Genomic DNA, 23,965 nt, shown 5'->3' with positions numbered 1-23,965 from the left:
AATCAATTAGGGATTTCAAAAATACAAACAATAATCACTTATCAAAATATAAAATGCATTTTATCGATAAAATTAACGTTTTGTCGTTTATTTAAGGCGAAAAAAAATTACTCGGAAAATGATATTTTATAATAAACTTCCTTACTTTTGATATAAACCACTGTTTTTTATGTCATTAACTCGCAATTTTATTGTGTTTTTAACAATTTCAAGCATTGTCCATATTTATGGCCAAAGGAAAACTATTCATACGAATTCTATTACTTCAAGAATTTCAATTGATGGAAAACTAAATGAAGAAGCTTGGATGTCAGCAGAAACAGCATCCAATTTTGTCATGTATCAGCCTGATAACGGTAAACCGATAAATGAAAATAAAAAAACAGAAATAAAAGTATTATATGACAATGACGCTGTTTATATCGCCGCCACATTATACGACGATGACCCATCCAAAATAAAAAAGGAAATTACCAATCGGGACAGTTTTGGCGTAACAGATTATTTTTCGGTTTTTATCAATGGATTTAATGACGGGCAGCAGGACTTCCGATTTTATGTGACCGCAGCCGGAGTCCAGATAGACTGCATTGCAACCGAAGACTACAAAGATTTTACATGGGACGCTATTTGGGACAGCAAAACTGCTATTACCGATAAAGGCTGGATAGTGGAAATGAAAATTCCGTATGCCGCAATACGTTTCCCTAATGCATCTAAACAAATATGGGGAATTAATTTCTTAAGAAACATACAAAGAGATGTACAGATATATTCCTGGAACCGGATTGATACTAAAATTGGAGCGGAACTTACCCAAAACGGAATATTAGAAGGCATTGAAAACATTAAAACACCTACCCGATTATTCTTCATCCCCTACGGTTCGTTTTATTATCAAAAAGATGGCTATCAATCAGATAACACCTTTAAAGGCGGTTTAGATATTAAATATGGAATCAGTGACGCTTTTACGCTGGATGCAATTTTAGTTCCTGATTTTGGTCAGACCAAATTTGATAATGCAATTTTGAACCTAGAGCCATTCGAACAGAAACTAGACGAAAACAGGCCTTTCTTTACCGAAGGAACCGAACTGTTTTCTAAAGGAAGCTTATTCTATTCCCGGAGAATTGGAGGTTTTCCAAGTACTGAACCTATTCTGAAAAAAAATGAAGTAATTACAGATTATCCAAGCACTGTAGATTTACTCAACGCTATTAAAGTGTCAGGCCGTACCAAAAAAGGGTTAGGAATTGGTTTCTTGAATGCCATCACAGAAAAAACATACGCCACAATAAAAGATACAATAACTTCTGTCACAAGAAAAGAAACCATTGAGCCGCTTGCCAATTATAACATAATAGTATTAGACCAGCGTTTTAACCAAAATTCGTCCATAACCTTTATCAATACCAACACAATCCGTAACGGCGGATTTAGAGACGCAAACGTTTCGGGTCTTTTGTTTGATTTGAATACAAAAAAAAACAGCTACAGCTTAAACGGAGATTTTAAATACAGCAGCATAAACACCTACGAAGATTATAATGGCTATAAAACAGCATTGAATTTTGAAAAAACAAGCGGAAAAATTCGTTACGAAATTTCAGGAAAATATATTTCAAAAAATTACGATATCAATGATCTTGGATTAATTTTTTACACCAACTATCACGCCGCTTATGGCAATATAAGCTATAGAATTCTTAACCCGACTACCGTTTTTAATTCATTTAAAATAACACAGGAAGCCAATTTAGAGATTCAAAATACGACAGAAAAATTTCAAGAAGATTATCTAAAAACTACTGTTGGAGCCTCCTCTTTAAACAACACTTATTATGAATTTTCTGTTCTTTATACACCACAGGAAACTTATGACTTCTATGAACCCCGCGTTTATGGCCGCTATGTCCGTGTTCCCAAAAGGCTATCTTCTTATTTTGGATTTGAATGGAACAGAAACCATGCATTTACAATTGATGCAACTGCTTCTTTTGTAAAATATGAAGAAGAAAACAGGCAGACATATGGCGTCTATGTCAATCCAAAATACCGGTTTAGCAATCAATTTTCTTTGGAATACGCTTTAGAATACACTAACAAAAAAAATGATCGAGGCCGAATTGGATATGACAATAACGGTATTGTCTTTGCGGAAAGAAACAGAGAAATTCTTTCCAATATACTCACTGGAAAATTTGCGATCACCAACACAATGGCTTTAAATCTTGATGTCCGGTATTATTGGTCCTATGCAGAAAACCATGATTTTTTTACCCTACAAGACGATGGAAGCCTAACTCCTAATTCAAGTTACAATCTAAACAAAAACAGAAATTTCAATTCTTGGAATTTAGATCTTTCTTACTCATGGTGGTTTGCTCCCGGAAGCGAAATTATTCTCCTGTACCGAAATTACGCCTTAGAAGAAACCAATCAGGTTAAGAAAGACATTTCAAGCAATCTTTCAGACATTTTCAGGAGCAATATGATAAATATATTTTCAGTCAGCATTCGCTATTATATTGACTACAATGTGGTAAAAAACAAATTTTAATATTTTATTTGTTATAACTGTAACATAACTATAATTAGACAGTCTATTCAAGAGCTAGCTATTTTTAAATTTTAGAAACATTTAAAAGCTAAGCTATTTAACTGTTAATTTCATGAAAAGGCATTATTTACTTTTTTTACTCTTATGCTGTACTATTGCACATAGCCAAAAGAAATCTTTGCAGACAAAGTTCTCTTCCGAAAAGATTACTTTGGACGGAAAACTAGACGAAGCCGTTTGGCAATCTGTGCCAATAGCAACTGATTTTGTTATGTTTCAGCCAGACAATGGAAAAGCCGTTCCCCAAAATAAAAGAACTGAAGTCCGTGTACTGTATGACAACGAGGCCATCTATGTTGGCGCTTTGATGTATGATGACGAACCAAACAAAATTCTAAGGGAAATTAACAAAAGGGATGATTTTGGAACAGCCGACTTTTTCGGTATTTTCATCAATGGATATAATGATGGACAGCAAAATTTTCAGTTTTTTGTAAATGCCGCCGACGGTCAAGCCGACTGCCTAGCAACAGACAACAATGGCGAAGATTATTCTTGGGATGCAGTTTGGGACAGCAAGGCGGTTATCACCTCTTTTGGATGGGTTGTCGAAATGCGGATTCCTTATGCCGCACTGCGTTTTTCAAGCGAAAGCAAACAAACTTGGGGAGTAAACTTTTTTAGGGAAATACGAAGAGACCGCCAAAAATATTCATGGAATCTAATTGACAACAAAATTGGAACATTTACCCAACAAAATGGAACTGTCGAGGGAATTGAAAATATAAAAACACCAACAAGACTTTTCTTTTTGCCGTATGCTTCTTTTTATACGTATGCCAATGCCGACCAAAAAACCTACGGAGAATTAAAAGGCGGTTTAGACATTAAATATGGAATAAATGATGCTTTCACCTTAGATGCCATGCTTATTCCAGATTTTGGGCAAACAAAATACGATGACCGGATACTGAATTTAAGTCCGTTCGAACAGCAATTTAATGAAAACAGAGGCTTTTTTACCGAAGGAACCGATTTATTCAGCAAGGGAAATCTTTTCTATTCCAGAAGAATTGGCGGACCGCCTTCCACTTCACCTGAAAAGCAGGCAAATGAAGTTGTAACAGAAAATCCAGCCAGCGTTGATTTGTACAATGCCACCAAAATATCGGGCAGAACAAAAGGCGGACTCGGAATTGGGTTTTTAAATGCCGTTACTCAAAAAACATATGCAATCGTCAAAGACACCATCACTCAAGAAACACGCAATGTCTTAGCAGAACCTTTAACAAACTACAATGTCTTAGTTTTTGACCAGCGTTTTCATAAAAACTCTTCGGTATCATTAATCAATACAAATGTTACAAGAAACGGTTCCTTCAGAGACGGGAATGTATCGGCATTGGTTTGGGATTTAAACACCGCCAAAAACACCTATAACTTAGCCGGAAATTTCAAATACAGTTATGTAAACGAAATCGAAGACAAAAAAAAAGGAATCAATTCCTTATTGAGCTTTTCAAAAACCAGCGGTAAATACCGCTTTTATACAGAAACCAATATGATCACAAAAGACTTTGATAATAACGATTTGGGAATTAATTTCGAAACCAATTATTATAGTTTTTATGGCAATACCAGTTATCGCATTCTTAAGCCGACTAAAACGTTCAATTCTTTCAATACCAACATTAACGCCTATACTCAATTCCAAAAAGAAACAGGCAAATTACAATCAGACCAAATCAATCTGAACGTTAATTCCACTACAAAAAAGAATCATTATATAGGTTTTGGGTTAGAATACCGTCCTGTTGAAACCTATAATTACTACGAACCCAGAAAAGAAGGCCGATACAGTATTAATCCTACCCGTTTTGGGAGCTGGTTTTCGATATCGACCAATTACAACAACAAATTTGCTTTTGATTTCAATCCGTCAATAGCAGTGTTGAGTGAACCGCACAGAAATTCGTATGGTTTTTATTTAAGTCCGAGATACCGTTTCAATGACCGCTTAGCATTAAATTATGAATTCAATTTTTTTCGCCAAAACAACAACAAAGGCTATGTAGACAATGGTTTCAACAATGATGCTCTGCCTCCTGATGTCATAATTTATGCCAACCGAAATGTCATCAATTACACCAATAACCTCAACGGCAAATATTCGTTGAGCAGTAAAATGAATTTTGGAATTTCAGCCCGCTATTATTGGTCCTATACCGAAAACAAAAGTTTCTACGAACTTGAAAACAACGGCAGGCTAACCCCTTATGACACGTATGCTGACAACAAAAATCAGAACCTCATCACTTGGAATTTGGATGTATCCTACAACTGGTGGTTTGCCCCCGGAAGCCAATTGACAATTTTATACCGAAGCAACGCCGCAAAATATGACAATCTGATCAACAAAGATTTTGGCAGCAACTACACCAGCCTTCTTAATAATAAGGATTTGAGTCATGTTCTATCAGTTAGCGTGAAGTATTTCATAGACTATAATCAAGTCAAAAATATTTTGTAGACAGCATCTTGGCTTTATTAATAATTTTTGAAGCAGAAAAATTTGGCATTTTTGCCATTATTTAAAAAAGGAAACGACAATAATCAAACTCAAGTTTACAAGACAAAATCCTCCTCAAAAATTACGTTTTTCACACTAGGTTTTTGAGGATTTTTTTTGCAGTTTTTTTAGAAAAATCTACTTTTTGCAACACAATTTTAAGTATTTGTTGCACTTCTCTTTTTTATGTATAATAGTGGTTTTGACTCACTTCTATTTTTTGCGAAAGGCCTATCTTTGCAAAAAATTTCACACCATGAATAAAAAAGTAATTTTAATGATTTTAGACGGTTGGGGGAAATCTCCTGACCCGAAAGTTTCTGCAATTGATAATGCAAATGTTCCATTTATAAATAGTCTTTATACAAAATACCCTAGCGCACAGCTTCGCACTGATGGATTAAACGTTGGTTTACCAGAAGGACAAATGGGAAACAGTGAAGTAGGACACATGAATCTTGGAGCTGGAAGAATTGTGTACCAAGATTTAGCAAAAATTAATTTGGCCGTAGACAATAAAACTCTTGCAAAAGAACAGGTTTTAATTGATGCATTCACTTACGCTAAAGAGAACAATAAAAAAGTGCATTTTTTAGGATTAGTTTCAGACGGAGGCGTTCACTCACACACTTCTCACTTGCGAGGATTAATTGACGCTTCTCAAGAATACGGATTGGACAAAGTTTTCATTCACGCGTTTACTGACGGCCGTGATGTAGATCCAAAATCTGGAAAAGGATACATTCAGGATTTACAAAATTATATCAAAAATACTCCTGTAAAAATAGCTTCTATCATTGGCCGTTATTATGCAATGGATCGTGATAAGCGTTGGGAACGTGTTAAACTAGCTTATGATTTAGTCGTAAATGGAACAGGTACTCATTCAACTAATGCTTATGAAACCATAAAAGAAAGCTACAAAAACCATGTGACAGATGAATTTATTGCACCTACGGTTATGGTGGACGAAAATGACAAGCCTGTTGCGATTATCGAAGAAGACGATGTGGTTATTTTCTTCAACTTTAGAACAGACAGAGGACGTGAATTGACTGAGGCATTATCACAGCAGGATTTCCACGAGCAAAACATGCACAAATTAAAATTGTACTATGTGACGCTAACCAATTATGATGAAACTTATGAGAATGTGAAAGTGGTTTACAACAAAGACAACATCACAGAAACATTAGGTGAAGTTTTGGAAAAAGCCAACAAAAAACAAATCCGTATTGCTGAAACAGAAAAATATCCTCACGTAACATTCTTCTTTTCTGGCGGTCAAGAAACTCCATTTGAAGGTGAATCAAGAATATTAAGAAACTCTCCAAAAGTAGCCACTTATGATTTACAGCCAGAAATGAGCGCTTATGAATTGAAAGATGCTTTGGTTCCTGAATTAAACAAAGGTGAAGTTGATTTTGTATGTTTAAACTTTGCCAATGGTGACATGGTTGGGCATACGGGAATTATGAGTGCTGCAATACAAGCATGTGAAGCAGTTGATGCCTGCGTAAAAGAAGTAGTTGAAGCCGCTCTGGCCAATGATTATACAACCATTATTATTGCTGACCACGGTAACTGTGAAACGATGATTAACCCTGACGGTTCACCAAATACCGCTCACACAACAAATCCAGTGCCAATCATTCTTGTTGACAAAGACTTGAAAACCATTAACAATGGAGTATTAGGAGATATTGCCCCTACTGTTCTTGCCTTGATGGGAATTGAACAGCCGGCAGCAATGACTTGTCATTCATTACTATAAATATAAAAACCAATTAGTTTTTTCTTTAATAAACAAAAATGGGCGTGAAATTAATTTTTGCGCCCATTTTCTTTACATTTTATCCAACAAGTAAAAGTACTCCCGCTCAATGTTTTCCTGATGATTAGGATGGGCGATCTTAACCATTTCGACAGCGCGCTGTTTTAAAGTTTTACCATATAAATCGGCAATTCCGTTTTCGGTAATTACATAATGAATATGACCTCTCGTGGTTACCACTCCAGCTCCTTGTTTCAAGAAAGGAACAATACGGCTTAATCCGTTTTTGGTGGTTGACGGCAAAGCAATAATCGCTTTTCCTCCATCGCTTAAAGATGCGCCACGTATAAAATCCATTTGTCCCCCAACACCCGAATACATTCTTGGCCCAATAGAATCAGCACAAACCTGTCCGGTTAAATCAACTTCTATAGCTGAATTAATAGCAATCATTTTTGGATTTTTCCTGATTCTCGCAGTATCATTTACTGTAGAAGATTCCCGTAATTCAATAAACGGATTATCACTTACAAAATCATACAACCGCTTAGATCCTAACACAAAAGTGGACAGCACTCTTCCTCTTAATGATCCTTTATAATTACAATTGATCACATTGCTTTCAATCAAATCAATTACACCATCCGAAAACATTTCGGTATGTAATCCTAAATCTTTATGATTCTCTAATTTGCTTAATGCGGCATTAGGAATCGATCCAATTCCCATTTGAAGTGTACTCCTGTCCTCAATCAAAGAAGCAATATAATCCCCTATTTTATCTTCTTCTGCGGTAAAAAGTTCCACTTCATGAGAATAAATAGGCACATCCACGGCCACCATATAATTTATTTCTGAAATATGAAGAATTCCGTCACCAAAAGTTCTTGGCATCTGAGGATTTACCTGCGCTATCACAATTTTCGCATTCTCAATCGCAGCAACACAAGCTTCCACAGAAACTCCAAGGGAACAATATCCGTGGCTGTCAGGCGGTGAAACATGAATAAAAGCAACATCAAGGGGCAATACATTTCTTCGAAACAGACGCGGCAATTCACTCAAAAAAACAGGAGTATATGAACCGTTCCCCGCTTTTAAAGTATGCCGAACATTCCCGCCAATAAAAAATGAATTGACATGAAAACTTTCGGCAAGGTCAGGATTAGCGTATCGCGCTTCGCCTTCGGTATGCAAATGACATATTTCTACATTTCGCAATTCAGAAGCTCTTTCGGTTAAAGCATTGGCAAGAATCGTTGGCGCAGCCGCTGCAGCTTGAAGATAAACCCTATCACCTGATTTTACGACTTTGACAGCCTCCTCAGCAGTTACATATTTTCCCATAAATGTTATATTTATAACAAAAGTAAAACAAATAGAAAAAATAAAATATGACAACGCTCATATTCAAATTACAAAAAGATAAAATCATCCATTGCATTGCCGCAGATTAAATTTCTTCTGCTCAAAAATTACAATATAAAACTATGCAATACACATTCAGTCGCATAAATCAAAAGCCCAACCAAACCGCCCACAAGCGTACCATTTATCCGAATGTATTGAAGATCGCTTCCTATTTCCAATTCTAATTTTTTCGAAACTTCATCAGTATCCCAACTTTTCACGGTGGACGATATCAAGTCGCCAATCATTTTTTTGTTACTGATCAGCACCGAAAGCATATCATTTTTAACAAAATTATTAATCTTGTCTATCATCAGCTGATCGGCTTGTATTCCTTTGCCAAAACCCTGAATCATATTGGCAATGCTCTTTTTTATCGTTGATTCCTCTTTTTTAGCCAAATCATGAGCTATAGCAATTTTAATTTCCTGCCAAATACCGCTAATATAATCCTGCACTTCTTTTTTATTGGCAAAGCCAAGAACCAAATCATTGACTTTCTGTTGCATTGCGGGAGATTCTTTCAGCTCGGTAATGAAACTCATCACATAGTCATTTATCCTTTTGCGAATTGCGCTGTCCTGATGGCTTGCCTGTTCCAAAAAATCGTACAAGCCGTTAAAAACGCCTTCGGTTATTTTTTTGTCGGCTAAGCCAAAAGACAAAAATGGAGTAGAGCTCTTCACCTTTTCTTCAATCAAATGCTTGTTGTTATGCAATTCAATGATAAGCGTTTTGAGAACATTGGTCACCAGTTCTTCTTGCTTTTCACTTTTCGCCAATGAATCCAGCCCCAGAGCAATCCATTCGGCAAAATTCAATTTGCTTAGTTTGTCACTAAATTGCGTTTGCACAAAATGCTTTACCTGCTCATCATCTATCGTTTTCAAAACTCCGGGAATCACATTTTCCGTAATTAAATTAGCTGCTAAACTAGCATTCTTCTCCTCCATCAGCCAGTCCGAAGCTTTTACAGCCACATTAAACTGTTCTATTTTGACTTCTAATTTTTCTCTTGTCAAAAACTCATCCGAAACAAAATTCCCTAGATTCTCCCCTATTTCATCTTTTTTTGTAGGGATTATTGCAGTATGCCAAATGGGAATTCCAAGCGGATGCCTGAACAAAGCTACGACTGCAAACCAATCAGCAATACCCCCCACCATTGCAGCTTCGCTAAATGCTTTTAGTATTCCAATATTATAAAAAACTGCTACTCCAAAAAGAAGTACAGCAGTTCCAAAAAACAGGAATGCAACTCTTTTCATTTTATTCAACTTCTGTTTCTTCTTGCTGTTTTCCCGATCTAAAGATGCATTCATACTGTAACTAATTGATTTATTGCTAATTTACAACTATACTTTAAAATTCAAGCGCAAAGTTCACAAAGAATATCGCAAAGTTCGCTAAGCTTTGTATTCATTGTGACTTCTTTGTGAACTTTGTGTTTAGATCAAAAAATTAAAACAAACCGAAACCGAAAACAAAAGAAATAATTTTAAAATTGTACTTTTGCAAACTGAAAATTTGAAAATATGATTATTCAAAAGACCCGTGAAGAAATAGAATTAATGCGCGAAAGTGCATTGATCGTATCAAAAACATTAGGAATGATTGCTTCTGAAATAAAAGAAGGAGTTACAACATTATATCTTGACAAAAGAGCCGAAGAATTCATCAGAGATCATGGTGCTGTACCTAGTTTCCTTGGACTTTACGGTTTTCCAAATTCATTATGCATGAGCCCAAATTCACAAGTGGTGCATGGAATTCCAAATAACAAACCCTTAGAAAGCGGTGATGTGATTTCGGTTGACTGCGGTGCTTTCAAAAATGGATACCACGGTGACCACGCCTATTCTTTTGAGATTGGCGAAGTGGCTCCCGAAACTAAAAAACTGCTTCAAGTGACCAAAGAATCTCTATACGTAGGAATCCGTGAATTTCGCATTGGAAACCGTGTTGAAGACGTTGGAAACGCAATCCAAAAATATACCGAAGCGCATGGTTATGGTGTGGTTAGAGAACTCGTTGGCCACGGTGTAGGGCAAAAAATGCACGAAGATCCCGAAATGCCTAACTACGGAAAAAGAGGCCGCGGTAAACTTTTCATCGAAGGAATGGTCGTTGCCATTGAGCCGATGATTAATTTGGGGACCAAAAACATCAAACAACACAAAGACGGCTGGACAATCACTACTGCCGATGGCAAACCATCTGCCCATTTCGAACACGACGTTGCCATTATAGACGGAAAACCTGAAATTTTATCGACGTTTGCCTATATCTACAAAGAATTAGGGATCGTGAGCAACGAAGAAGATGAATTCCGTAAAATCCCATTAGTTCTATAATGAAAAAACTCTTTAAAGTCATACTAAACACTATTCCTCGTCCTTTATTAATCAGGATGAGTTATGTTGCACGCCCTATTATTGCTTTTTCATTAAAAGGAACTAATTTCACCGACCCTATTGACGGAAAAAGCTTCAAGTCAATGTTGCCTTATGGGTACGAAACGCAACGCAATAACGTGCTTTCTCCAAGTACGCTTTCATTGGAAAGACACCGTTTGCTTTGGTTATATTTGAACGAACAAACCGATTTTTTTACCGCTCCAAAGAAAGTATTGCATTTTGCGCCAGAACAGGCTTTTTACAAAATGTTCCGCAAGCAAAAAAACTTGGACTACACCACAACTGATTTATTTTCGCCATTGGCAGATGTAAAAGCAGACATTTGCAACTTGCCTTTTGAAGACAACCAATACGATGTTATTTTGTGCAATCACGTATTGGAACACATCCCAGATGATACCAAAGCGATGCAGGAATTATACCGCGTTTTGAAACCGGGCGGAATGGCGATTCTTCAAATCCCGCAAGATTTGAAAAGAGAAGTAACTTTTGCAGATGATTCTATTACAGACCAAAAAGAGCGCGCCAAAATCTTCGGGCAATACGACCACGTTCGTATTTATGGCCGTGATTATTTTGACAAACTGAGAAGCATTGGGTTTACCGTTGTCGAGGAAGACTACACCAATAAAATTGCTCCCGAATTAGTAGAAAAATATTGTTTGGCAAAAGGTGAAATCATTCCCGTTTGTTTTAAATAATATCAACTAGCTCTGGCCTGAATAATATTTTTGCCACAGATTAAAAAAACAAATAAAGAAATCTGTGAAAATCCTTAAAATCTGTGGCGGGAAAAAATTTAATCTGCAAGCAAAATAAATAATCGCATTTGAAAACCGAAAATTCCTTTCAGTTCTGCTTTGATATTAGTTTTGAAAAAAAACTGAATCATTATATCCCAACAGCATATATTATCAAACAAACGGAGGAAATAAAATATTTAGACAAGAAAGCAAGTCCCGAAGTTTTACAAAGTTTCGGGATTATTTTTGACAATTTAGACACAGTCACTAAAAAAACTTTAACCATTTGCGAAGATTTAAAACCCGAAAAGGTTTTTAAAAAATTCAGCAAAAACAGTAAATCGGCCAAGACCATTGATGATTTACTCAAAGACTCCAAATTGGAATTTGGCATTCGCCAATTTACAAAAACGAACCTAGACCAGTTTTACACTTTAATCAAACAAGAAAATTTTCCTTTGTCTATGAATTTGGGCATTGAGAAAGATTTCAGGAATAGCCGTATTACTAGCAATTATCCGTCTTTGAAAACGCAGCTCCATTTTGACAAACACGAAAATGGCATTACTTATACTCTAGCTTTAAAGGACGATCAAACTGTTTTTTATCCTTTGGATACCAAAATCGAATTGCTTTTGGACGAACCAAGCTGGCTCATTGTGGACAGAAAAATTTTTCATTTACAACATATAAATTCCAAAAAAATCACCCCTTTTTTGACAAAAAAATCCATTGAGATTCCGTCTAAATTAGTTCCTGACTATTTTGAGAAATTCATCAAGGATGTAGCAAAAAAAGCAGACATCACTGCAACAGGATTTGAGATTGAAACCAGAAACAAAATCGTTTCCTGCTCGATTCAGCCAGTGTTGGATTTTTTCAAAAACAGTTATTATGTCAATTTAGTTTTCGATTATAACGGTTATTCCTTTGACTTAAATTCAACTAAAAAAACGCATTCGAATATTGATTTAAGCGATTTAAACAATATCAAACTCATTCAATTCAAACGTTCTGAAACTGAATCATTATTTACAGATCAATTACTAAAACTAGGTTTGTCCAAAACCGAAAACAGTTTGTTTGGGCTTTCGCCAAAAGCAGAAAAACAAGATCCATACGCAACAATACAATGGGCAATCGAAAATCAGGAAATTCTCGAATCTTCGGGTTTTTCGGTTAAAAATTTAAAAATCGACAGCAAGAAAATTGACACTCAAAAAGTGGCTATTCAATTTTCGAATGAAGTCAAAAGCGATTGGTTTGACATTAAAATGATAGTCGTTTGTGAGGAATTTGAATTTAGTTTCAGTGAAATTATTGATAACATAAAAAACCGAAACCGACTTTTTCTTTTACCTAATGAAAACTACTTTTTGATTCCAATCGAATGGATGACGCTTTATGGTCCAATGGCAAAATTGGCGAAAATTCAAAACGGAAATCTCAGTTTACTCAAAAGCAATTTTGCAGTTCTAGAAAGCATTCCAGAGCTTAAAGATTCGATAAATTTAAAAGCGGACATTGAGTATCAGCCTTCAACATTGGTAAAAGCGACATTGAGACCCTATCAAATTGAAGGTGTCAAATGGTTATTAGAACATTATAATAATGGTCTTGGCGCTTGTTTGGCTGATGATATGGGATTGGGGAAGACATTGCAAACCCTGACCACACTCGTTGCTGTACAAGAACAATTGGATTTTGAAAAAGCCGAAAACGTTCAACTCGATTTGTTTGGAAATGAAATTCCTGTGCCAAAAGAGTATCTGAAAGCTTTGATTGTTCTGCCTTCGTCATTGGTTTTCAATTGGTATAATGAAGCCCGAAAATTCACACCGCATTTTCGCAGAGTGCAATACATTGGCAACGACCGAAAACTGCTTTCGAGAAAATTAGAAAAATACGACTTGATTTTCACTAGTTACGCTGTCGTTTCCAGAGATATCTCTATTTTAGAAAAATACAATTTCAGGTATTTGATTTTGGACGAAAGCCAATACATCAAAAACAAGAATTCCAAGATTTTCAAGGCCATCAATCAGATAAAAGCCAATTCCAAAATATCACTGAGCGGAACTCCAATAGAAAATTCACTCGATGATTTATGGTCGCAAATGCAGTTTATCAATCCGAATATTTTGGGGAGCTATGCTTTTTTTGCCGAAAATTATAAACTCCCAATCGAGAAAAAACAAGACGAGAACAGTTTACTGGAACTGAAAAATCTTATCAGTCCTTTTATTCTGCGACGCACCAAAGAACAGGTTTTAAAAGATTTACCAGAACTGTCCGAACAGATTTTCTATTGCGAAATGGAATCCGAACAGGAAAAACTTTACGAAGAAGAAAAATCCAAAGCTCGAAACTCGCTATTAAAAACTGATGGTTTTGGTGTGGACAAAATCAGCATCATCAACACCTTGATGAGATTGAGACAATTGAGCAATCACCCAAAAATGATTGATTCCAAATCGGAAATGGATTCGGGAAAATATATTGCTGTGACTCATTATCTGGAAACTTTGGTACAATCGAACCAAAAAACAATAGTTTTCAGTTCGTTTGTATCCAATTTGGATTTTTACAAAACGTGGTGCAAAGAAAACAAAATCGATTTCTGCGAACTCACCGGAGAAACCCCTTTGAAAGAGCGGGAATATCAGGTCAGCCGTTTCCAGCTACAAGAAAAACCGCTGCTGTTTTTCATCTCTTTGAAAGCTGGTGGCGTTGGGCTCAACATTACTAAAGCCTCATATGTCGTTTTTCTGGATCCATGGTGGAATCCTTTTTCGGAAAAACAGGGAATTGGCCGTGCACATCGAATTGGACAGATGAACAAAGTAAATGTGATTCGATTTATCACCAAAAATACCGTTGAAGAAAAAATCATCCGCCTGCAGGAAAGTAAAAAATTATTGTCCGATTCCCTTTTGGACGAAAATTACATTGGTGACGAAATTGAGGAGAATTTGGATTTTATTTTGGAATAGCTTTAGACTTTAAGCTATACGCAATAAGCCTTTTACCTAAAGCTTAATGTATACAGCTTTCATAATAATTTGTATATTTACAACTCATGAACGATAGTCAATAATGAAATCAATAGCCGTTTTACTTCTTTCTTTCTTCTGCCTAACCTTAACAGCCCAAGTTCAGACTGAAATAGCGCCTCCATATAACATTAAAACTGCTTCATTTGTTCAGAACAGTCAAAACGTTGTTCCCATCTTTCAATTAGGAGAATCCTTTGAATTTCAGTTTGACGACTTATTTGGCAATGAAGTCGACTATTATTACGAAATCACCCATTGCGACTATAATTGGGTACCCACAGATATTCCAAAAAGCGAATACCTTTCCGGTTTTGACAGCCAAAAAATTCAGGAATACGTGAACTCTTTCAATACATTACAGATTTTCTCTCATTACCGATTATCCATTCCAAATGATTACACCAAAATAAAATTAAGCGGGAATTATGTGCTTATCATTTTAAATTCTGATAAAGAGGTCATTTTGAAAAGGTATTTTGTACTGTATGACAATATCGTATCTGTCCCTTTAAAAATAAGACGCCCGAGAACTGTCAAAAACATTTATTCGAAACACAATCTGAATTTCGAAATCAACACTGACGATTTTCTGCTGCAAAATCCGACACAAAATCTAAAAGTGGTTTTACTTCAAAACGGCAATTTCAATACTGCGATTAAGAATATTGTCCCACAATACAATATAGGCAATGTTTTTGTTTATAAATACGACCAAGAAACGCAATTTTGGGCTGGCAATGAATTTTTAAATTTTGATTCCAAAGACATCAAAAATGCTAATAATTATGTGAGTTTCGTTAATTCGAATAATGGTATTTACAATACGCATTTATTTACTAATAGTGCTAAAGCCAATTTTCCCTATTCCAACTATTCCGATCTTAACGGAAATTTTTCAATCAGAAAACTAGACGGAGAAAACAATACAATTGAAGCCGACTATTCTTGGGTTTATTTTAGCCTGTCTGCTCCTTTGGCTAATCCGAGTTCTTCTGTTTATATAATGGGAATGTTCAATAATTACAGCACAACTCCCGAAAACAAAATGGATTTTAACACTGAAAAAGGGCTTTATGAAAAAGCAATTTTAATCAAGCAGGGATTTACAAACTATCAATATACAACAGTAGACAATAAAGGATTTATCGACTTAGAAAATGCAATTGATGGAAATTTCTATCAAACTGAAAATGATTATACGGTATTGGTTTACTACAAAGGAAATACTGACCGATATGTAAAAGTTATTGGAAAAGGAACCGCCAATTCATTAAACATAACAAATTAGAAAACTTTGAAAAATTTTAAATAGAATATTCATTTTTTTCGTAGATTTGTCGCCATACAGCACTTAATTAGCTCATTAACATGGTTTCACAAATAACAAGAGGCATTAAAATTTCGGTATTGACTAGTTTTGAAGGAACCTACTTCAAAAACTACAAGATTCATTTTGCCTTTAGTTATGAAATTACGATTGAAAACTATAGTAAAGACTCTGTTCAATTGACTTCACGCCATTGGGAAATCTACGACTCCTTAAATGATTTAGAATATGTTGACGGAGAAGGTGTTATCGGCAAAAAACCAGTTTTAAAACCTGGAGAACAGCATACTTATAGTTCCGGCTGTTTATTATCATCTCCTTATGGGGCAATGAAAGGATATTTCAACATGATAAATTTTACTTCTACCAAATCTTTTAGGGTTATCGTACCTACTTTTAAAATGTGTGCTCCTTTTGCTTTAAATTAAATTGACTTTAATTACAACAATTTTAGCACAATTTAAATCTTTCCTTTGTACTTTTGCATCAAATTATATAATTGCTTACTAATTAATTATAAAAGACATGCTAAAAGGATTTTTTAATGTACCCAAGGCGGTAAACGAACCTGTAAAAAGTTACGCTCCAAATTCTCCAGAAAAAACTTCAGTTCTAGCCACTTACAAAGCTATGTGGAATTCCAAAATCGATATCCCATTGTATATTGGAAATGAAGAAATCAGAACGGGAAACACCCGAAATATGACGGCTCCACACGATCATCAGCATATCGTGGGCACTTATCATTTGGCCGAAAAAACTCATATTGAAAAAGCCATTGCCAACGCATTAGAATCAAGAGAAGCTTGGGCAAATATGGCTTGGGAACAAAGAGCTGCCATATTCCTTAAAGCAGCCGAATTAATCGCTGGGCCATACAGAGCAAAAATTAATGCCGCAACTATGATTGCGCAATCCAAAAATATTCATCAAGCCGAAATTGACGCAGCCTGCGAATTGATCGATTTTTTACGTTTCAACGTAGAATTCATGACACAGATTTATGCAGATCAGCCAAAATCGGCTTCAGATATGTGGAACCGTTTAGAATACAGACCGCTTGAAGGTTTTGTTTACGCAGTAACGCCTTTCAACTTTACAGCTATTGCAGCTAATCTTCCTGCAAGTGCTGCCATGATGGGAAATGTTGTCATCTGGAAACCAAGTGACAGTCAAGTTTTCTCTGCAAAAATTATTATTGATGTTTTCAAAGAAGCAGGAGTTCCTGATGGTGTTATCAACGTAGTTTTTGGAGATGCTTTGATGATTACCGATACTATTTTGGCTAGCCGTGATTTTGCTGGAATTCACTTTACAGGCTCAACTCATGTATTCAAAGATATTTGGGCCAAAATTGGAACTAATATTCACCATTATAAAACATACCCAAGAATAGTTGGAGAAACTGGCGGTAAAGATTTTATCATTGCTCACCCAAGTGCCAATCCAAAACAAGTAGCCACTGGAATCGTTCGTGGCGCATTTGAATTTCAAGGACAAAAATGTTCTGCTGCTTCAAGAGCTTATGTACCGCAAAGCTTATGGCCTGCTGTCAAAGAACAATTGATTACAGATACAAAATCTATGAAAATGGGTTCTCCGGAAGATTTTGGCAACTTTATTACCGCAGTAATCCATGAAGGATCTTTTGACAAATTGGCCAGTTTTATTGACCAAGCCAAAAAAGATGCTGACGCAGAAATTATTGTTGGAGGGAATTACGACAAATCTGTTGGTTACTTTGTTGAACCAACTATCATCGTAACAACAAATCCAAAATACACAACAATGGAAACCGAATTATTCGGACCTGTTATGACGATTTTTGTTTATGAAGATGCGAAATGGGCTGAAACATTGAAATTGGTTGACACTACATCTGAATATGCTTTAACTGGAGCTGTTTTCAGCCAAGACCGTTATGCTATCGAAGAAGCTACAATAGCTTTACAAAACGCTGCCGGAAACTTCTACATCAATGACAAACCAACTGGAGCTATCGTAGGAATGCAGCCTTTTGGCGGAGCAAGAGCTTCTGGAACCAATGACAAAGCTGGTTCGGCATTGAACTTATTGCGTTGGGCTTCTCCAAGAACAATCAAAGAAACATTTGTTACTCCAACTGATTACAGATATCCGTTTTTGGGAGAATAGTTTTAAAAGATTGAGGATTTCGATTGGAGATTCTTGATTTAAGATTTAAAAACCCACAAGAATTCAAAATAAATTGAATTCTTGTGGGTTTTGTTATTAACTGAACCTTTTACTTCCAAATCGGAATTTTTACATAACTATCATTATACCATTTTACTTTTAACGGCTCTTTTGCATCCTCAATAGTTTCATCACTAACTTCTTTACCTGTACCATAATTCAATTGAGAAAATGGATTCTTATTGACATTGATAACCACAAGCAAACGACTTCCTTTGCTCAATTGCTTACTGACCAAATGCGTATTCGAAAAGAGGATAGATTCTATTTCATTTGGTTTAAGCAAATTCCTTTTTGCAATGTCTTTGGCATAACTGGCACGGCCTAAAAAGTAAGACAAATGAAAATAATCTCCGTTTGGCATTACTTCATATAAAGTAACACCAATATCCATATCTTTTTTGTTGATACTTGCTTTTATTTCCCCTAAAAATGAGCCATTAATTAACATTGATTCTTTCAAAGGTTCACTTATAAAAATAAATCCATTGCTCGTGTCAATCTCTTTTCTGATGATGGGATCTGGATAGTACTCATTATTTTGCGCTTGTCTGTCAGCAAAATTAACTTCCTGATATAGATACTTTTTCTGAACTGGTTTTTTAGGATTTAAGGCATAAAAATTTCCTGATTTGCTATCAGTCAAATACATCTTGAGAAAACCATTGGCCATTTTATCAAGAGAAGAAGCGCTTCTCCACTCATTTGCACCCATTACTTCATAGTTAATTTTATCTTTCAGCATTGCTGGTTTAGTGCCGTTTTTTAGAATATAATCAAACCATTGGTACGTTATTTTTTTTATATTAATTATTGCTGTTGAATCAACCTTATAGTCATACAAATTAAGTTCGCCTCCAACTTGAGTACCAAAGTGACCATAGGGACCAATAATTACGTAAACAGGAGTTTGTGGATTATATTTCTGAAGTTCTCTTACATAATACAAACTTGAATTTTGAGAATCGTTGTAATACCCGTCAAAAGCTAACACAGGAATATTTATTTGTGCAAATTCTTTTCCGTATGGTGCCATTTTCTGCCAATAATTATCAAATGAAGGATGGCTTATCCATCGTTGAAACAATCTATTTGGACTACCATCAACGCTGTCCATTTTTTTATAGGCTACGCCTGATTGCCACCATTTATTTTGCATTATTCTAAACCGTTGTCTATCGTTTCCCGCTACTGTATCCAAATATTTATTATTCCCAACATAAAACGACCATTCATAATTGGGATTTACAAATACGCTGTTTTCCATTGGCAATCCCATTCCAGGTCTATTGGCGACATTAGGAACTATCGTTTTAAGTGCAGGATGCATTTTTTTGCAAGCAGTCCATTGCGTGAACCCATTATAACTACCGCCATACATCCCTACGCTTCCATTGCACCATTTTTGCTTACTAATCCAATCGATGACATCGTAAGCATCATTCGCGTCATTTTCATAAGGAAATATTTCATTGGGGCTAAATCGTTTACCTCTTGTATAAGCGATTACGCCCACATAATCCTTGTCTACCGATTCTTTTAAGGATTTGACATCTCTTCCTTTGTCCCTAACATAAATAGTAAATTGAAGGATGACAGGTTTTGGAGTACTGCTTCCTTTTTTCCGAACTACCATTGCTGATATAAATGCACCATCGCGGGTTTTAATCATCACACTGTCCTGAATATCATAAGCACTTTTATCATCTTCTGATTTTATTACACTTGTTTGCTGTGAGAAAGCTTTTGATACTATTAAAAAAATAAATATAAAATTTAAAATTGGTTTCATTGAAGAGTTTTATTTAGGTAGTTTTATTTAAATCTTAATTTTTAACTGGTATAAAAACAATCAATACTTGCAATTAACATTAGAAAATATCAGCGCCATTCCGCTATTAAATCCCATTTATATTTTTGAATTTTACTGATTGGCGGTTTGATACTTCTAATACTTCTCCAGTTTTTAATTTCACTTCCAATCTTCCACTGATAGCTCTATTTACTTCTTGGATATATTTAATATTTATAATTTCAGTTCTATTTATTCTAAAAAAAATACTTTCATCCAGCATCTCTTCCCATTGGCGGAGAGAACGCCTTTGCAGGGCTTTTTTGCCTTGAAAAAAAAGTCTGGTGTAATTTTCAAGTGATTCAATTAAATAAATTTCATCCAATTGGATAAAGAATCGTTTCTCCCCATCCTTGATGAAAATTTTTCGGTCTTTAGTTTCAAAGCTATTTAAAGAGGATTTCAAGTTTATAGTATTTCTTATTTTTTCAATTGCTTTTGCAAAGCGTTCCTCTCGTATGGGTTTCATTAAATAGTCTAAAGCATTTACTTCAAATGCTTGAACTGCATATTGKTTATAAGCTGTAGTGAATAATACTGCCGGCACATTATCTAAGGACTCCAATAAATCGAAGCCAGATTTCTCAGGCATTTGAATATCTAAAAAAATTAAATCAGGCATTTTCGTTTCGATCAAATCCTTAGCTTCATCAGCATTTTCAGCCTCACCTATAAGAACAAAGTCATCATACTCCTTTAATGCTCTTTTCAGTTCTTCCCGTGATAAACGTTCATCATCAACTATTATAACTTGTATCTTTTTCATTCGGATGGAAGTAAAATTGTTGCTAAAACCGTTTCGTTTTCCTGCTCTTTAATTTCAAAAGAGGCATTTCCATTATATTGTAACAACAATCTCTCTCTCAGGTTATTTAATCCGATACCCGAATCTTTAATCTGTATACTTAACTTTCCCGAGTTTTGAACACTGATTTTTATAAAATTGTTCTCCATTTCAACTTTTAGATTAATAAATCCGCCACTTTTCCTTTTTTCAATTCCATGTTTTATTGCATTCTCCACCAGCGACTGAATACTCAAAGGCAGAATTAAATATTTTGATAAGTCTAAACTTGTTTCAATTTTTATTTGCAAACGCTCCTCAAATCGTATTTTCTCTAATTCCAAATAATCTTTGACAAGGTTAATTTCGTCATTTAAGGATACTAATCTCCCAATATTACTGTTTAAAGAATTCCTTAGCAACTCGGATAACAGATCAATTGCTCTCCTAGCCAAATGTGGATTTTCCAATACCAAAAACTTTATATTATTAAGCGAATTAAAAAAGAAATGTGGGTTAAGCTGTGCGCTCAGGTTATTCAGTTGTGCCTCTTTTATTATAATCGACAATCGTGCATTTTCCTTTACTGTTTCTATTTCAAGTCTTGAATAATGATAAAGATGGTATGCCAATACCCAAATAGACATTAGTCTGGTACCAGTGATAAAAATCTGTAATTGTGCAGATTTGAAAAACTCTAAAAATGAAACTGGGACACTATTTACAATAAACAAACGTACCAGATAAAGTTTACCAACAATCAAAAACATATACAATAAGGAGAGCACCAAAACACTAAGCACAATTTTTGGAACTAACATTTTCAGATTTAATTTATTCCACCCATTTTTTAAAGCAAAATTTCTGTAAATATGCGTCAGTGCAATACCGATAGACACATCCAGTATTAAATCTGCTATGCCTATTTCCCAGATAAAATCACCGTTAAAAAAAGCTGAAAATCCCCAGTACAAAGAAGTGGTAATCCATCCTATGAGCTGAATTTTCCAATAGGTCGATATTGTTCTAATTATTTTCAATGTAAAAGTTTTTAGTGCTGTTGTAAAGGTATTCCTCTAATACAGACTGAGCAAATAAAAGTACATGAACGGAAAATAATAGAGGATGAATGAAGCTAGGTCGTTAATTACACTACTCCAACACATAAAAAAATCTGATTTTTTTATATCAATGAAAAAGCGGATTCTGTTTTTGAGATTATTCCATTGGGCTTCTCCAAGAAACTATTAAAGAAACATTTATAACTCCAACAGATTACAGATATCCATTTTTGGGAGAATAGTTAAAAGTTTCAGGTTTTAGGTTTCAGGCTTGAAAACCTTTGACTATAAAAGCAATAGCCGAATCTTAATTTAAGATTCGGCTATTGCTTTTATAGTACCGACAAACCTGAAACCTGAAGTTTTTTAAACCACAAACTTCAATGGCAAATGCACTACTTTCTTGGTTTCAAAAAACTCATCTTCGAAGAAATCGGCAATATTATATTCTGTCGCTTTTGGAAAATCTTTAAGTTCTTCGGTTAAATCTCCTCCTTTTAAATAAAGAATTCCATTTTTCAATTCGTGTTTATTCTGCTTCTTAATTTTTGTTTTTATCCAAGAAACAAAATCAGGCATATTGGTCACTGCTCGGCTTACGATGAAATCAAAATCACCTTTTACATTTTCAGCACGAAGCTGTTCGGCTTTTACGTTTTTTAATTCTAAAGCTTCTGCAACTGCTTTTACCACCTTTATCTTTTTGGCAATAACATCAATCAGATAAAAACGGGTTTCCGGAAAAAGAATAGCCAAGGGAATCCCCGGAAATCCGCCTCCGGTTCCCACATCCAGCACATAAGTACCCGGCTCAAATTTATTTACTTTGGCAATAGCCAAAGAATGCAATATATGTTTGGTGTATAAAGAGTCAATATCTTTACGTGAAATAACGTTGATTTTTTCGTTCCAATCGTGGTATAAAAAATCCAATTTTTGAAACTGTTCTATCTGATTATCAGATAAGTTAGGAAAGTACTTTAGAATATCGTCCATCTTAAAAATTTTTAACAAAAGTACTGCTTTTCGCTTAGAAATATTTAACTCAATATTGTATGTTGAAAATTTATATTGGTTACCTTTGCAAATATTCAAAAAATTATATGAACAATACTGCACCTACATTTGCAAAGCAAGACAATTTAAAGTTTTTCAGAACCCTTAATTCTCGAGTTAACAGCTATTTCAAAGAAAATAATATTGAGAAAACAGGCAATTGGAAGATCCATTTGAAGACTGTAATTCTTTTCACTGTCTTTCTTATTCCTTATTTTTTGATACTTACTTTAGACATGCCTTTTTGGGCTCACCTTCTATTAACTATCATTATGGGAATAGGAATGGCTGGAATAGGAATGAACGTAATGCATGATGCCAACCACGGATCTTATTCTACCAAAAGCTGGGTCAATAAATTTATGGGAGGAACCATATATGTTTTGGCGGGAAATGTTCATAACTGGCAAGTACAGCACAATGTATTGCATCATACCTATACTAATATAATTGGACATGATGAAGACTTAGAAGCAGGTAGAATTATGCGTTTCTCTAAAGAAGCAGAATGGCACAAATTCCATAGATTCCAACAATATTATGCTGTATTTTTATATGGTTTATTAACATTTAACTGGGCTATTACAACCGATTTCAAACAAATGAGGAATTACCTAAAAAGAAAATTATCTTATGGTGAGCCAAAAAGTCCAAAAATACTTTGGACAACATTAATTATTACAAAAGTCATTTACATGGGCATTTGGATTGTTTTGCCAATGGTTATTGGAATCACTTGGTGGAAAGTTTTGGTTGGATTTTTTGTAATGCATTACACTGCCGGATTAATCTTAAGTATAGTATTTCAATTGGCACACGTGGTTGATGAAGCTGCCAATCCCCAGCCAAACGAAGTTGGCGAAATGGAAAACACCTGGGCAATACACCAATTATTTACCACAGTAAATTTTGCGCCAAAAAACAAAATCGTAAACTGGTACACTGGAGGATTAAACCACCAGATCGAACACCATATTTTCCCTCATATTAGTCATGTGCATTACGGTAAAATTGCAAAAATCGTAAAAGAAACAGCCAAGGAATGCCAATTGCCATATTACGAGTATAAAACAATGTCAGCTGCTGTTGTTGCGCACTTTAAACATTTAAGAACATTGGGTCTAGAACCCGCACTATAA

The 23,965-nt window shown here is 35.1% G+C and carries 16 protein-coding genes; 10 read left to right on the top strand and 6 right to left on the bottom strand.

Features of this window, described 5'->3' with window-relative positions:
• Positions 1-169 precede the first annotated feature (169 nt).
• The 3 genes from AC1DVP_RS05000 to gpmI all read left to right on the top strand — a co-directional run bounded on the left by AC1DVP_RS05000 (position 170) and on the right by gpmI (position 6,906).
• On the top strand, positions 170-2,563 hold the full coding sequence (locus tag AC1DVP_RS05000; protein WP_477182437.1) for a DUF5916 domain-containing protein: 2,394 nt from the start codon (positions 170-172) through the stop codon (positions 2,561-2,563).
• A 112-nt stretch (positions 2,564-2,675) separates the two neighbouring features.
• Complete coding sequence (locus AC1DVP_RS04995) at positions 2,676-5,093, top strand: DUF5916 domain-containing protein (protein ID WP_477182436.1); 2,418 nt, start codon at positions 2,676-2,678, stop codon at positions 5,091-5,093.
• A 295-nt stretch (positions 5,094-5,388) separates the two neighbouring features.
• On the top strand, positions 5,389-6,906 hold the full coding sequence (gene gpmI, locus AC1DVP_RS04990) for a 2,3-bisphosphoglycerate-independent phosphoglycerate mutase (protein WP_477182435.1): 1,518 nt from the start codon (positions 5,389-5,391) through the stop codon (positions 6,904-6,906).
• A 72-nt stretch (positions 6,907-6,978) separates the two neighbouring features.
• Here gpmI and AC1DVP_RS04985 read toward each other — a convergent pair whose 3' ends face one another.
• Positions 6,979-8,253, bottom strand: a complete 1,275-nt coding sequence (locus tag AC1DVP_RS04985; RefSeq protein WP_477182434.1) for an acetyl-CoA hydrolase/transferase family protein — start codon at positions 8,251-8,253, stop codon at positions 6,979-6,981.
• 128 nt (positions 8,254-8,381) lie between these two features.
• Positions 8,382-9,638: a DUF445 domain-containing protein gene (locus AC1DVP_RS04980; RefSeq protein WP_477182433.1), complete on the bottom strand. Its 1,257-nt coding sequence runs from the start codon at positions 9,636-9,638 to the stop codon at positions 8,382-8,384.
• Between the two features lie 213 nt (positions 9,639-9,851).
• Between AC1DVP_RS04980 and map the strand changes: the two genes are divergently transcribed.
• The 6 genes from map (at position 9,852) to pruA (ending at position 18,013) form a co-directional block, all read left to right on the top strand.
• The gene (gene map, locus AC1DVP_RS04975) at positions 9,852-10,670 is read left to right on the top strand and encodes a type I methionyl aminopeptidase (RefSeq protein WP_477182432.1); all 819 of its coding nucleotides are present in this window, start codon (positions 9,852-9,854) and stop codon (positions 10,668-10,670) included.
• The gene (locus tag AC1DVP_RS04970) at positions 10,670-11,434 is read left to right on the top strand and encodes a class I SAM-dependent methyltransferase (protein ID WP_477182431.1); all 765 of its coding nucleotides are present in this window, start codon (positions 10,670-10,672) and stop codon (positions 11,432-11,434) included. Before map ends, AC1DVP_RS04970 begins: the two co-directional genes overlap by 1 nt.
• 128 nt (positions 11,435-11,562) lie before the next feature.
• The gene (locus AC1DVP_RS04965; RefSeq protein ID WP_477182430.1) at positions 11,563-14,469 is read left to right on the top strand and encodes a DEAD/DEAH box helicase; all 2,907 of its coding nucleotides are present in this window, start codon (positions 11,563-11,565) and stop codon (positions 14,467-14,469) included.
• A gap of 103 nt (positions 14,470-14,572) precedes the next feature.
• Positions 14,573-15,820 (top strand): type IX secretion system plug protein, encoded by a 1,248-nt coding sequence (locus tag AC1DVP_RS04960; protein WP_477182429.1) that lies wholly within the window; start codon positions 14,573-14,575, stop codon positions 15,818-15,820.
• Between the two features lie 80 nt (positions 15,821-15,900).
• Complete coding sequence (gene apaG / locus AC1DVP_RS04955) at positions 15,901-16,287, top strand: Co2+/Mg2+ efflux protein ApaG (protein WP_477182428.1); 387 nt, start codon at positions 15,901-15,903, stop codon at positions 16,285-16,287.
• 97 nt (positions 16,288-16,384) lie between these two features.
• A complete protein-coding gene (pruA, locus tag AC1DVP_RS04950) occupies positions 16,385-18,013 on the top strand; it encodes an L-glutamate gamma-semialdehyde dehydrogenase (protein WP_477182427.1) in 1,629 nt (542 codons plus the stop codon).
• Between the two features lie 109 nt (positions 18,014-18,122).
• Here the strand turns inward: pruA and AC1DVP_RS04945 are convergent, their stop codons facing one another.
• The 4 genes from AC1DVP_RS04945 to rsmG all read right to left on the bottom strand — a co-directional run bounded on the left by AC1DVP_RS04945 (position 18,123) and on the right by rsmG (position 22,766).
• Positions 18,123-19,865, bottom strand: a complete 1,743-nt coding sequence (locus AC1DVP_RS04945; RefSeq protein ID WP_477182426.1) for a CocE/NonD family hydrolase — start codon at positions 19,863-19,865, stop codon at positions 18,123-18,125.
• Between the two features lie 106 nt (positions 19,866-19,971).
• Entirely contained in the window at positions 19,972-20,691 is a 720-nt protein-coding gene (locus AC1DVP_RS04940) for a LytR/AlgR family response regulator transcription factor (protein WP_477182425.1), read from the bottom strand.
• On the bottom strand, positions 20,688-21,749 hold the full coding sequence (locus AC1DVP_RS04935) for a sensor histidine kinase (protein ID WP_477182424.1): 1,062 nt from the start codon (positions 21,747-21,749) through the stop codon (positions 20,688-20,690). Before AC1DVP_RS04935 ends, AC1DVP_RS04940 begins: the two co-directional genes overlap by 4 nt.
• A 387-nt stretch (positions 21,750-22,136) precedes the next feature.
• Positions 22,137-22,766 (bottom strand): 16S rRNA (guanine(527)-N(7))-methyltransferase RsmG, encoded by a 630-nt coding sequence (gene rsmG, locus AC1DVP_RS04930; protein ID WP_477182423.1) that lies wholly within the window; start codon positions 22,764-22,766, stop codon positions 22,137-22,139.
• 107 nt (positions 22,767-22,873) lie between these two features.
• Between rsmG and AC1DVP_RS04925 the strand changes: the two genes are divergently transcribed.
• On the top strand, positions 22,874-23,965 hold the full coding sequence (locus tag AC1DVP_RS04925; RefSeq protein WP_477182422.1) for a fatty acid desaturase family protein: 1,092 nt from the start codon (positions 22,874-22,876) through the stop codon (positions 23,963-23,965).

The sequence above is a fragment of the Flavobacterium sp. P3_A6 genome, assembly GCF_056403035.1.
This window is presented reverse-complemented; position numbering and strand designations above follow the sequence as displayed.

Excerpts from the sequence above, each read along its gene's own strand:
- AC1DVP_RS05000 (WP_477182437.1), top strand. The coding sequence starts at position 170 with ATGTCATTAACTCGCAATTTTATTGTGTTTTTAACAATTTCAAGCATT.
- AC1DVP_RS04995 (WP_477182436.1), top strand. The coding sequence starts at position 2,676 with ATGAAAAGGCATTATTTACTTTTTTTACTCTTATGCTGTACTATTGCA.
- gpmI (WP_477182435.1), top strand. The coding sequence starts at position 5,389 with ATGAATAAAAAAGTAATTTTAATGATTTTAGACGGTTGGGGGAAATCT.
- AC1DVP_RS04985 (WP_477182434.1), bottom strand. The coding sequence starts at position 8,253 with ATGGGAAAATATGTAACTGCTGAGGAGGCTGTCAAAGTCGTAAAATCA.
- AC1DVP_RS04980 (WP_477182433.1), bottom strand. The coding sequence starts at position 9,638 with ATGAATGCATCTTTAGATCGGGAAAACAGCAAGAAGAAACAGAAGTTG.
- map (WP_477182432.1), top strand. The coding sequence starts at position 9,852 with ATGATTATTCAAAAGACCCGTGAAGAAATAGAATTAATGCGCGAAAGT.
- AC1DVP_RS04970 (WP_477182431.1), top strand. The coding sequence starts at position 10,670 with ATGAAAAAACTCTTTAAAGTCATACTAAACACTATTCCTCGTCCTTTA.
- AC1DVP_RS04960 (WP_477182429.1), top strand. The coding sequence starts at position 14,573 with ATGAAATCAATAGCCGTTTTACTTCTTTCTTTCTTCTGCCTAACCTTA.
- apaG (WP_477182428.1), top strand. The coding sequence starts at position 15,901 with ATGGTTTCACAAATAACAAGAGGCATTAAAATTTCGGTATTGACTAGT.
- pruA (WP_477182427.1), top strand. The coding sequence starts at position 16,385 with ATGCTAAAAGGATTTTTTAATGTACCCAAGGCGGTAAACGAACCTGTA.
- AC1DVP_RS04945 (WP_477182426.1), bottom strand. The coding sequence starts at position 19,865 with ATGAAACCAATTTTAAATTTTATATTTATTTTTTTAATAGTATCAAAA.
- rsmG (WP_477182423.1), bottom strand. The coding sequence starts at position 22,766 with ATGGACGATATTCTAAAGTACTTTCCTAACTTATCTGATAATCAGATA.
- AC1DVP_RS04925 (WP_477182422.1), top strand. The coding sequence starts at position 22,874 with ATGAACAATACTGCACCTACATTTGCAAAGCAAGACAATTTAAAGTTT.